At 68.5% G+C, this 10,350-nt stretch carries 12 protein-coding genes; 7 read left to right on the top strand and 5 right to left on the bottom strand.

The genetic code is table 11. The annotated features are described in order from the left end of the window. Positions 1-147 precede the first annotated feature (147 nt). Positions 148-1,035 carry a hypothetical protein gene (locus AC5P8R_RS14930; protein ID WP_041862938.1) on the bottom strand — a complete coding sequence of 296 codons (888 nt, stop codon included), beginning with the start codon at positions 1,033-1,035 and terminating at the stop codon, positions 148-150. 93 nt (positions 1,036-1,128) lie between these two features. Between AC5P8R_RS14930 and AC5P8R_RS14925 the strand changes: the two genes are divergently transcribed. Continuing rightward, positions 1,129-2,424 carry an acetyl-CoA C-acetyltransferase gene (locus AC5P8R_RS14925; RefSeq protein WP_087786464.1) on the top strand — a complete coding sequence of 432 codons (1,296 nt, stop codon included), beginning with the start codon at positions 1,129-1,131 and terminating at the stop codon, positions 2,422-2,424. A 227-nt stretch (positions 2,425-2,651) separates the two neighbouring features. Here AC5P8R_RS14925 and AC5P8R_RS14920 read toward each other — a convergent pair whose 3' ends face one another. The 3 genes from AC5P8R_RS14920 to AC5P8R_RS14910 form a co-directional block, all read right to left on the bottom strand. Further along, on the bottom strand, positions 2,652-3,947 hold the full coding sequence (locus AC5P8R_RS14920; protein WP_164109097.1) for a heme biosynthesis HemY N-terminal domain-containing protein: 1,296 nt from the start codon (positions 3,945-3,947) through the stop codon (positions 2,652-2,654). Positions 3,948-3,953: 6 nt separating this feature from the next. Then, the gene (locus AC5P8R_RS14915; RefSeq protein ID WP_075076519.1) at positions 3,954-4,931 is read right to left on the bottom strand and encodes a uroporphyrinogen-III C-methyltransferase; all 978 of its coding nucleotides are present in this window, start codon (positions 4,929-4,931) and stop codon (positions 3,954-3,956) included. A gap of 104 nt (positions 4,932-5,035) precedes the next feature. Then, the gene (locus AC5P8R_RS14910; protein ID WP_495223588.1) at positions 5,036-5,845 is read right to left on the bottom strand and encodes a uroporphyrinogen-III synthase; all 810 of its coding nucleotides are present in this window, start codon (positions 5,843-5,845) and stop codon (positions 5,036-5,038) included. A 35-nt stretch (positions 5,846-5,880) separates the two neighbouring features. Here AC5P8R_RS14910 and AC5P8R_RS14905 point away from each other — a divergent pair, with 35 nt between their 5' ends. The 5 genes from AC5P8R_RS14905 (at position 5,881) to AC5P8R_RS14885 (ending at position 8,965) form a co-directional block, all read left to right on the top strand. After that, on the top strand, positions 5,881-6,348 hold the full coding sequence (locus AC5P8R_RS14905) for a YiiD C-terminal domain-containing protein (RefSeq protein WP_005407593.1): 468 nt from the start codon (positions 5,881-5,883) through the stop codon (positions 6,346-6,348). Between the two features lie 32 nt (positions 6,349-6,380). Further along, positions 6,381-6,806 (top strand): hypothetical protein, encoded by a 426-nt coding sequence (locus tag AC5P8R_RS14900; RefSeq protein ID WP_014035526.1) that lies wholly within the window; start codon positions 6,381-6,383, stop codon positions 6,804-6,806. A 57-nt stretch (positions 6,807-6,863) separates the two neighbouring features. Next, a complete protein-coding gene (locus AC5P8R_RS14895; RefSeq protein WP_014645505.1) occupies positions 6,864-7,301 on the top strand; it encodes a rhodanese-like domain-containing protein in 438 nt (145 codons plus the stop codon). Between the two features lie 99 nt (positions 7,302-7,400). After that, a complete protein-coding gene (secB, locus tag AC5P8R_RS14890; protein ID WP_005407596.1) occupies positions 7,401-7,919 on the top strand; it encodes a protein-export chaperone SecB in 519 nt (172 codons plus the stop codon). A 20-nt stretch (positions 7,920-7,939) separates the two neighbouring features. Beyond that, entirely contained in the window at positions 7,940-8,965 is a 1,026-nt protein-coding gene (locus AC5P8R_RS14885; RefSeq protein ID WP_005420929.1) for an NAD(P)H-dependent glycerol-3-phosphate dehydrogenase, read from the top strand. A gap of 124 nt (positions 8,966-9,089) precedes the next feature. Here AC5P8R_RS14885 and AC5P8R_RS14880 read toward each other — a convergent pair whose 3' ends face one another. Next, positions 9,090-9,566: a YybH family protein gene (locus AC5P8R_RS14880; RefSeq protein ID WP_481440596.1), complete on the bottom strand. Its 477-nt coding sequence runs from the start codon at positions 9,564-9,566 to the stop codon at positions 9,090-9,092. Positions 9,567-9,680: 114 nt separating this feature from the next. Here AC5P8R_RS14880 and AC5P8R_RS14875 point away from each other — a divergent pair, with 114 nt between their 5' ends. Then, positions 9,681-10,346, top strand: coding sequence for an Ivy family c-type lysozyme inhibitor (locus tag AC5P8R_RS14875; RefSeq protein WP_032959356.1), 666 nt, complete (start codon positions 9,681-9,683; stop codon positions 10,344-10,346). Positions 10,347-10,350: the final 4 nt, after the last annotated feature.

Here is a 10,350-nt window from a genome sequence, read left to right as displayed (position 1 = left end):
CGCAGTGCACGAACAGCACTGCGGCCCTTTCTGCTGGAAACGGAAAACGCCGGCGCAAGCCGGCGTTCTTCATTATCGGTAGTGCCGGCCGCTGGCCGGCAATCGCAGATCCGGACGTTGCCGGCCAGCGGCCGGCACTACCCGCCTTCAGCGCGCCAGCAGTTCGCGCGCGTCCTGCCCGGCCTCGCAGTGCACGAACAGCACCGGCACGCCGTGCGCTTCCAGCACCGCGGCCATCTGCCGCTGGCGCATCAGGAACTGCTCGTAGATGCCCTGCAGGCGGTCGCAGTCGTTCTTGCTGTGGTTGTAGTACGCGCACCAACCGGCCGGATCGAACAGCGCCATGCGTGCCTCGCCATGGGTATAGCGCAGCAGCGGCTCGGGCGCGGCATTGAGCCACTCGTCTTCGCCCGGCGCCATGATCGCGGTCTCGATCAGCGGCCACAGCGCCGCCAAGCCCTGGTTGTCGTACTGCATCGACATCATCGCGGCCAGGTCGTTCACGGTGAAATAGCGCGCGTGTTCGATGCGGGCACCGAAGCTGTTCTGTGCCATCAACGCGGTGTCGGCATGCGCCATGCCGTTGGCCAGCAGTGTTTCTTCCAGCGCATTGGCCACCGCGTTGGTGGTGGCCACGTCGCTGCCGGTCAGCAGGAACGGCACCACGCGCAGGCCGCCCCCCACCAGGGTCGCATCGGCCTGGAACGGCAGCGGCACATCGCCTGCGGCATCGGTGCCGAAGGCCAGCAGGCGCGGGCCCTGGTTGCGGCCCGGGGCACGCATCTGCAGTTCTTCCAGGCGGCGATGGATCGGCCAGCCCGGGCGCAGTACTTCGGCCGGGTCGAAATGGGCGGCCGCGAACACCAGGTCCAGCTCGGCCACCTGCGGCACCAGCTTGGAAAGGTCACGGCCGACGCGTTCGGCCAGTTCACCGGCCTGTTCAGCGCTGAGCACCGCCTGGCGGGGGATTTCGCCGCCGGCCAGTTCCAGGGCCAGCACGCCAAGGGCATTCATCGCGGGGTCGGGTTTGCTCATGGTTCCACGGTTGGCCCATCACAGGGCGGCAGCTACACTTGGCTCCATTATGCCTGCTCCGCCGTGCAGGCCATGTTGCAGACACCCTCATCCATGCCAGGTATCTCCATGCCCAACGCTCGTCCCGTCGCCATCCTCGGTGGCGTCCGCATTCCGTTCTGCCGCCAGAACACCGCGTATTCGGATGTCGGCAACCTCGGCATGTCGGTCCGTACGCTGGGCGCGCTGGTCGAACGTTTCGGCCTGCACGGCCAGCAGCTGGGCGAAGTGGCGATGGGTGCGGTGATCAAGCACTCCAGCGACTGGAACCTGGGCCGTGAAGCCACGCTGTCGTCCGGCCTGTCGCCGCTGACCCCGGGCATCACCCTGCAGCGCGCCTGCGGCACCTCGCTGGACAGCATCATCACCGTGGCCAACAAGATCGCGCTGGGCCAGATCGAATCGGGCATCGGTGGCGGTTCTGACACCACGTCCGACGTGCCGATCGTCTACGGCAAGAAGCTGCGTGCACGCCTGCTGGCCGCCAACCGCGCCAAGAGCACCGGCGACAAGATCCGCGCGCTCACCGCCGGCTTCAAGTTCTCCGAGCTCAAGCCCGAGTTCCCGGGCGTGGCCGAGCCGCGCACCGGCAAGAGCATGGGCGACCACTGCGAGGACATGGCCAAGGAATGGAACATCTCGCGCGACTCGCAGGATGAGTGGGCGGTGTCCTCGCACAAGAAGCTGGCCGCCGCCTATGAGCGTGGCTTCTTCAACGACCTGATCGCACCGTTCCGTGGCGTCGAGCGTGACAACATCCTGCGCCCGGATACCTCGCTGGAAAAGCTGGCCACGCTGAAGCCGGCGTTCGACAAGGTCTCCGGCCGCGGCACGCTGACCGCCGCCAATTCCACCCCGCTGACCGACGGTGCCGCTGCGGTACTGCTGGCCAGCGAAGAGTGGGCGCGCGCGCACGGCCATGAGCCGCAGGCCTACCTGCGCGACGCGCATGTCTCTGCGGTGGACTTCGTGCATGGCGAAGGCCTGCTGATGGCGCCGACCATCGCGGTGCCGGAGATGCTCAAGCGCAATGGCCTGACCCTGCAGGACTTCGACATCTACGAGATCCACGAAGCCTTCGCCGCGCAGGTGCTGTGCACCCTGCGTGCGTGGGAGAGCGAGGATTACTGCCGCAACCGCCTGGGGCTGGACGCACCGCTGGGCCGCATCGACCCGGACAAGATCAACCTGCTGGGTTCGTCGCTGGCCACCGGTCATCCGTTCGCCGCCACCGGCGCCCGCGTCATCGCCACCGCCGCCAAGCAGCTGGCCGAACGCGGCGGTGGCCGCGCGCTGGTGTCGATCTGCACCGCCGGCGGCATGGGCGTGGTGGCGATCGTCGAACGCTGATCGCTGCGACCGCGCGCCAACCAAGGTTGGCGACTACCAGAAATGCGTGCTGGATCTGCTGTGGTAGATGCCGACCTTGGTCGGCCGTGAAACGGCATCGCTTGGAAGAGGCCACGCGCCAACCAGGGTTGGCGACTACCGGGTCCCGCACATGAAAACGCCGCCCATTGGGCGGCGTTTTTTGCTCCTGTGGGTGCCGACCGTTGGTCGGCCCACTTCAGCAGCGGTCACGGCAACCGCGGATTACCGAATTCGTCGCGCTCTTCGTTGGCGTCATACACCGGCGGCTGCACCGCGAGCGGCTGTTCTTCCACCGTGGCACGCAGTGGCGTCTCGCCGCCGCGCACCAGCGCCACGCTGTCCTCGCCGCGCTGCAGGCGCAGCGCATTGGCCAGGCACTGCGCGGCCAGCGCATGTTCGCCACGCTGGGCGAACAGTTCACCCAGCGCTTCCCACGCCTGCGCACCGGCGCCCGCGGCGATGGCCTCGTGCAGGAACGCATCGGCGGCCTCCCACTGCTGCTGGGCCAGGGCCACGCGGCCCTGCGCCAGGCGCAACGCGGCCGAGCCGTCATGCACGTTGCGCCAACGTGCGAGGTTGGCCTGGCGGGTAGCCAGGCGCTCGGCCGGCAGACGGCCATACAGCGCCACCAGTTCGTCATCCCAGCGCTGGTCCAGGGCCTGTTCCAGCGCCAGCAGCGCCGGCTCGTCCCAGTCCAGCGCCACCGCGCGGCTGGCATAGGCGCCAACCACGTCCGGAGTCGGTCGCAGTGCCTTCGGCGTGGCTTCCCACTGCGCGGCCAGTGCGTTGACGTCGGCCGCTTCCAGCAGCGCCTGTGCAGCCAGGCGTGCTTCCAGTTCACTGCTGGCCTCGGCCGGCAGCACCTTGCTCTGGCGCAGTGCACCCAGCTGGCCATACGCCTCGTGGGCGCGGCCGGCCTGTGCCAGTGCCTCGGTGCGCAGCCACAGGCCACGTGGCGGCAGCGGCTGGATCGCCGCTACGTCCAATGCGTTGATCGCATCCACCGGCAGATCGCGCGCCAGCAGCTGTTCGGCGCGCAGCAGCGCCTGCAGGGTGGCATCACTTTCGCCCAGGCGCTGCAGCAGCGCCTCGCCAGCCGGGCCGTCGGCACGTGCCTGCGCGCTGCGCACGGCGTTGGCCAGCGCCACCGCGCTCACTTCCGGGTCCTTGGCGGCACCGTCCAGCAGTTTCTCGGCACGCTGCCACTGGCCGTGCTCATAGGCCTGCAGGCCGTCGATCAGGCGCACCCGGCCCTGTTTGCGGCGGTAGCGGCCCCAGGCGCGGAACGGTGCGGCGATCAGGCTCCACAGCAGCCATAGCACCAGCACCGCGATCACTGCCAGCAGCGCCACCTTCGGCAGGTTGCTGTGGTAGTCGTAGCCGCCGTAGCGCAGGGTCACTTCGCCGAAGCGGTTCAGGTCATCGGCGCCGAGCCATTGCGCAGCGACCACGCCGATGGCCACAGCCAGCAACAGCACGACCAGGGATTGCAGGGGTTTCATGCGGGCTTACCTCCGGTCGGTCTGGGTGCGCAGTTGTTGCAGGGTGCTGCCAAGGACAGCGTCGTTGGCCTGCAGCGGCAGTTCGCGCAAGGCCTTCAGTTCAGCACGTTGCGCGCGCAGGGCTGGTGAATCCGGCCAGCGCCGCTGTGCCCAGTGCTCCACGCGGTCCAATGCGGTATTGCGCCCCGCGCGGTCGCCGCGCTCGATTGCCGCACGTGCCAATGTCAGTTCCAGCTGCAGCGCGTCGTCGGCATTGCGCTGTTCGGCGGCGGTCAGCGGGCCGTTCTGGCGGCTCGGGGTGATGTCCACGAACGGCGCCAGAGCTGCCTGCCACCAGGGTTTGGCGGTGCTGCTGCCGGTCGTGCCGGTGATCTGCGAAGGCAGGCCCTGCAGTGCCCTGCCCACAGCATCCAGGCGCTGCAGCGACTGCACGCGGGGGCCGCTGCCGAGCGCATCCAGTGCCTCGCGCTCCTGCACCAGCGCCTGACGCAGGTTCAGGCCATCACTGTCGGGCAGTTCGGCCAGTGCCGTCGCGGCCTGGGCGTACAACCGGCGTGCGCCTTCCACATCGTCGGCGTAGTTCAGGCGCTGCGCGGCCTGGGTCAGCAGCAGTTCGGCCTCATCGCGCTGTACCGCCTGGCGGCCCTGGTTGGTGCTGTCGGCCAGCTTGGCCAGGTTCTCTTCCAGCAATGCGCTGCGCTGGGAAAGGCCCAGCATCTCGTCGCGCAGCACGCGGTTGGTGGCGGCCGCGTCCTGCAGGCGCTGGCTGGTCGCGCGCTGGTCACGACGCAGCGCATCCAGCGTGGCCTCCAGGCCCTTCAGCTGGACAGCCGTGGTCTGTGCCTGCGCTGCCTGTTCGTTCTGTTGCTGTTGCCAGACGTACCAGCCGGCATAGCCGCCCACGCCGAGCACGACCACACCGGCCAGCGGCAGCAGCCAGCGCACGGGTCGACGGGGCGGGGAAACGGGCGGAGTGTCGTTCATCGGGCTTCCTTGTCGGCAACGTCGCCGGTCGGGGGCCGGCAGGCCGCGTTGTGCACAGCATCACTGTTGCCGACGACAGCGGCAAGCGTGACCCACGTCCCTGTTCAGGTCGCTGCCGGGACGGTGAGCGTGGCGTGTGCGGCCGCCACCAGCTGCGCGCTGGTGGGGCCTGCCGCGCGCACGACATGCTGCAGGCCCAGTGCCCGGGCCTGTTCGCCGAGGCGATCACTGGCCACCACGGCAGTCGCGTGCGCCTGCAGACGCTGCTGCAAGGGCGGCGGAAGCTGCTGCCAGAAATGCTGCAGCGCTTCGCCACTGCTCACCGCCAGCATCCACGGCTGCGCTGAATGCGCCAATCGAGCCAGCGCACGGGGCGGCAGGTGCAGCAGGCGACGCTGGTAGATGTCGGCACGTTCGATTGTGGCGCCGGCCGCCTGCAGCTGCGCGGCAATCAGGCCACGCCCGCCGGGCGCGGTCACCAGGCCAATGCGCAGGCCCTGTACGTCAGCCAGCACCGGCAGCGCCAGCAGGCCTTCACTGTCCATCCGCTGCGGCGCATGCACCACGGTGATGCCGTGTGCCCGCAATGCGCGCGCGGTGCCTTCGCCGACGGTCAGCCACGGGCTGCGCTGCGCCCCGGCCAGCGGCAGCAGGGTGGCGGCCGCGGTCACGGCGGCCGGGCTGGTGAACACCACCCGATCACAGTTCAGCGCGCGTTGCAGCTGGCGCAGCACGGGCGTGCCGTTCAGGCGCTGCAGGCGCCAGGGTGGCAGGGCCAGGACATGCCCGCCCAGCCCAGCAACGGCGCGGCGCAGCGCCACATTCTGGCCCTGCGGGCGCAGCGAGATCAGGGTCCAGCGCGCGCCGGAACGGGTGGCGCCAGTGGGTATCGTATGGTCGGCCATTGCCTGCATTATGCGGGCCCTTCGTTGTCGTGGTCGCTGCTCCGATGTCCGTTGATGCCCTGACTTCCTCGTTGGCCGCCCTGCAGGACGTGCTGGACTGCATGCCGGCGGTGCGCGCCATGCAGATCCAGCTCGACGGCTATGCCGATGGCGTGCTGCGCATCACCGCGCCGCTGGCCGCCAACGTCAACGACAAGGGCAACGCCTTCGGTGGCAGCCTGGCCTCGGTGCTGACCCTGTCCGGCTGGGCGCTGGTCAGCCTGCGCCTGCGCCTGGCCGGCCACGATGCCGAGGTCTACGTGGCCGACAGCAACCTGCGCTACCTGGCCCCGGTCTACGAAGACCTGCACGCCCACGCCGAAGCGGCCGAGGCCACCGGCTGGGATGCCTTCCTGAACACCTTCCGGCAGCGCCGCAAGGCCCGCATCAGCATCATCGCCACCCAGCCCGGCGCCGATGGCAAGCCCGCCGCCGAATTCAGCGGTCGCTTCGTTGCCTTCGCCAAAGGGTAGGATGGCAGGCTGACGTTCTGGGGAAACCACCGATGCGCCGCCTGATCCAGTTCCTGATCTGTTCCCTGCTGCTGGCCAGTGCCGTGGCCTCGGCCGACGACCTCAGCCGCAAGCAGCGCAAGCTGCTGGAAGAGACCCAGATCGCCTACGGGGCGACCATCCGCTGGGGCAGCATGGACGATGCCATCGGCTACCTCGACCCCAAGCTGCGCAAGGAAAAGCCGCCCACCGAGTTCGAGCTCAACCGTTACGCGCAGCTGCGCGTGTCGTCCTACCGCGAGCGCAGCAGTGCCTCACTGGACGGGGGACTGGTCGAGCGCCGGGTGGAAATCGGGGTGATCAACCAGAACACCCAGGCCGAGCGCACGGTGGTCGTGGTCGAGCGCTGGCGCTGGGACCCGGAAGCCAAGCGCTGGTGGCAGACCGCCGGCCTGCCGGACCTGTGGAAGGGGCAGTGACGGGCCGCGTCCGGCTTGTGCGACAATCGGCGCCCGCTTAATCGACCCGTGACCTGAGTGAATTACGAAGAGTTGCTGGCCTTTGCAGGCCGAAACCCGATGCTGTCCGCGGCCCTGGTCGGCCTGACCGTGGCCATCATCGTCACCGAGATCCGCCGCCTGTTCCGGGGCTTCAAGGGCATCAAGCCCGCCGAACTGACCCAGCTGATCAACGCGGGCGGCACGGTGGTGGTCGACCTGTCGGCCAGCGGTGACTTCGAGAAGGGCCACATTGCCGGCAGCCGCAACGCCCAGGCCAGTGCCTTCGGCCCGGACCACAAGCTGGTGGCCAACGCCAAGCAGTCGCCGGTGGTGCTGGTGTGCCGCAGCGGCAACGCCTCGGAAACCGCCGCCAAGGCGCTGAAGAAGGCCGGCTTCGAAAAGGTCTACGTGCTCGACGGCGGCATTCCCGCCTGGCAGCAGGCCGAGCTGCCGCTGGTCAAGGGCCGCAACTGATTGCCGCAGGTGGCGGATCCGGCCTTGTATGGGCCTGATCCCGCCCCCATCGCAGTAATTCGACCATCGTTTTCATTGCATTCATTGGAGTTACTGGAAATGTCCGAAGAGATCACCAACGGCGCTGCTGCGCCGGTCGATGCCGCCACCGGCCCCGCTTTCACCGTCGAGAAGATCTACGTCAAGGACGTCTCCTTCGAGTCGCCGAACGCCCCGACCATCTTCAATGACCAGGTGCAGCCGGAGCTGCAGCTGAACCTGAACCAGCAGGTGCAGCGCCTGGGTGAGAACGCCTTCGAAGTCGTGCTGGCCGTGACCCTGACCTGCCAGGCCGGTGAGCGCACCGCCTACGTGGCCGAAGTGAAGCAGGCCGGCGTGTTCGGCCTGGTCGGCCTGGACCCGCAGTCGATCGACGTGCTGCTCGGCACCCAGTGCCCGAACATCCTGTTCCCGTACGTGCGCCAGCTGATCAGCGACCTGATCCAGGCCGGCGGCTTCCCGCCGTTCTTCCTGCAGCCGATCAACTTCGAAGGCCTGTACGCAGAAACCCTGCGCCAGCGCCAGGAGCAGGGCGACGCACCGTCGCTGGCTGACTCCGAGCCGGCTGGCAACGCCTGATTCCTGCCGCGACGTCACGGATGAGCACTCCCGCTGACAAGATCGCCGTGCTGGGCGCCGGTTCCTGGGGAACCGCGCTGGCCAGCCTGCTCGCACGGCACGGTCACCCGACCGTGCTGTGGGGGCGCGACGCTGCCGTGGTCGAGGCCATCGACCAGCGCCACGAGAACCCGCGCTACCTGCCGGGCATCCCGCTGCCGGACAGCCTGCGTGCCACCACCGACCTGGCGTCGGCGGTGGAAGGCGCGGCCTGGATCCTGGTGGTGACCCCGTCGCATGCCTTCGGTGAAACCGTGCGTGCGCTGGCGCCGCTGCGTCCGGCCGGTGCCGGCGTGGCCTGGGCCACCAAGGGCTTCGAACCCGGTTCGGGCCGTTTCCTGCATGAAGTGGCGCGCGAAGTGCTGGGCGAGGACGTGCCGCTGGCCGTCGTCACCGGGCCATCGTTCGCCAAGGAAGTAACCCAGGGCCTGCCCACCGCGATCACCGTGCACGGCGACGTGCCCGAGTTCGCGCAGACGGTGGCCGAGGCGATGCATGGCCCGGCGTTCCGCGCCTACACCGGCGACGACATGGTCGGTGCCGAGCTGGGCGGTGCGATGAAGAACGTGCTGGCGGTGGCCACCGGCGTGGCCGATGGCATGCAGCTGGGCCTCAACGCCCGTGCCGGCCTGATCACCCGCGGTCTCAATGAAATGCTGCGCCTGGCTGCGGCGATCGGCGCCAAGCCGGAAACGCTGATGGGCCTGGCCGGCCTGGGCGATCTGGTGCTGACCTGCACCGGCGACCTGTCGCGCAACCGTCGCCTGGGCCTGGCCCTGGGCCGTGGCCAGACGCTGCAGGATGCCGTGCGCGAAATCGGCCAGGTGGTCGAGTCGGTGCAGACCGCCGACGAGGTGATGCGACAGGCACGCCGTCATGGCATCGACCTGCCGATCTCCGACGGCGTGCGTGCCGTGCTGCACGGCGAGCAGACCCCGGAAGAAGGCCTGCGCGCACTGCTGGCGCGGGAACAGAAACCGGAATACCCGGACACGCTGTTCAAGTGAATCGAAAAACCCCGGCCACGTGCCGGGGTTTTTTATGTGCGCGAGCCATCCACGCATGGCGTGGATCTACTGCCGAACCCGCTTCTGGTAGCTGCCAACCTTGGTTGGCGCCCGACGGCGGCAATCACCGCGCCCGTGGCGGCGCGCTGGTGTTGTCCATGTCCGAGAAGATCAACCACGGCCCGTCGCCCACGCGCTTCAGCGTCAGCGTGAACTTGCCGGTGTCCCCCTCGTTGCTGCCGTAGCGATACGCACCAATGATGTAGCCCGTGTTGCCCTCCACCGAGTGAGCCAACGCCCGCAGCCGCAACGGACTGCCGCCCTGGCCGGCATACGCGGCCTTGATCGCAGTACGCCCGCGCACCGGCGGCTGGTTGCTCTGCAGTACAAAACCATCCTCGGCAAGCAGCGCAGCCAATGCCCTGGCATCAGCCGAGCGCCACGCCCGCTCGTAATCGCGTAGTACGCGCTCCAGCGGTGCGGGCAGGGCTGCGCCCGGGAGAGGCCGTGCAGGCTTCGCGTTTTCTGCATCGTGGGCAATTGCCGGCGATGCCAGCCGCAGGGCACTGCAGAAGATCTTGGCGAGTCGTGTACGGCGCATGCGTCCGGCTCCAGGCGATGACGGGACGCTACGAACGCATCCTGGCACGGTGCTGGTTAGAATCACGCGGCTGCCGATTTGGTGGATGCAGCGCAGATCAGACAAGGACAGGGAATGAAGATTCGAATCACAGGGATGGCACTGACGGTCGCATTGCTGGCCGCCTGCGGGCAGGCACCGGCACCCGATGCAGCACCAGCCGCACCAGCACCGGCCACAGAAGCACCTGCGGCCACGGCAACGGTGGGCGAGAAGGCGCCATCCATCGAAGATGGCGTGGATCCCTCGGTGTGGGACGACGAAGGCGAACCGGAAGACCCGAGTGCCGGCGGCGAACTCACCTGCGCGGACAACCCGCTGGCGACGCATTTCTTCACCCTGGTGGGCGGCAATACCGTGGACGACTGCGGCCGCAAGGACCCGAAGGTGCTGGCCGCGTTCAACGCCCTGATGAAGAACACAGCCGCAGCCGAATCCGCTGACAGGGAGATTCCATCGCTGCGCGAACGCCTGTTGAGCGGGCCCAGCGGTCCTGGTGAGCTGCTGGTGCTGCAGGGCGAGCCGTGGTGGTTCTATACCGCCTGCCAGGCCCACGACTGCCCCGGCACCGCGTTGGCGATGCTGTATTCGCCGACGGAGGCGAAGATGGTCGGCCGTCTTACCGCGCGCTGTCGTGTGTGGTGGCTGGGCGAGCCGACGGCGGAACAACGTGCGCAGATTGAACAACGCCAGCCACTGCAGGATGCCGCGTTGAAGGAAGACAGCGCGCTCTGCGAGTGATGTG

Source organism: Stenotrophomonas sp. YJH_SMC_73 (assembly GCF_059370155.1).
Note: the sequence above shows the minus strand (reverse complement) of the source record. Positions and strands in the feature narration are given on the sequence as shown.

Coding starts and splice junctions, on each gene's coding strand:
- AC5P8R_RS14930 (WP_041862938.1), bottom strand. CDS start 1,035: ATGAGCAAACCCGACCCCGCGATGAATGCCCTTGGCGTGCTGGCCCTG.
- AC5P8R_RS14925 (WP_087786464.1), top strand. CDS start 1,129: ATGCCAGGTATCTCCATGCCCAACGCTCGTCCCGTCGCCATCCTCGGT.
- AC5P8R_RS14920 (WP_164109097.1), bottom strand. CDS start 3,947: ATGAAACCCCTGCAATCCCTGGTCGTGCTGTTGCTGGCTGTGGCCATC.
- AC5P8R_RS14915 (WP_075076519.1), bottom strand. CDS start 4,931: ATGAACGACACTCCGCCCGTTTCCCCGCCCCGTCGACCCGTGCGCTGG.
- AC5P8R_RS14910 (WP_495223588.1), bottom strand. CDS start 5,845: ATGCAGGCAATGGCCGACCATACGATACCCACTGGCGCCACCCGTTCC.
- AC5P8R_RS14905 (WP_005407593.1), top strand. CDS start 5,881: ATGTCCGTTGATGCCCTGACTTCCTCGTTGGCCGCCCTGCAGGACGTG.
- AC5P8R_RS14900 (WP_014035526.1), top strand. CDS start 6,381: ATGCGCCGCCTGATCCAGTTCCTGATCTGTTCCCTGCTGCTGGCCAGT.
- secB (WP_005407596.1), top strand. CDS start 7,401: ATGTCCGAAGAGATCACCAACGGCGCTGCTGCGCCGGTCGATGCCGCC.
- AC5P8R_RS14885 (WP_005420929.1), top strand. CDS start 7,940: ATGAGCACTCCCGCTGACAAGATCGCCGTGCTGGGCGCCGGTTCCTGG.
- AC5P8R_RS14880 (WP_481440596.1), bottom strand. CDS start 9,566: ATGCGCCGTACACGACTCGCCAAGATCTTCTGCAGTGCCCTGCGGCTG.
- AC5P8R_RS14875 (WP_032959356.1), top strand. CDS start 9,681: ATGAAGATTCGAATCACAGGGATGGCACTGACGGTCGCATTGCTGGCC.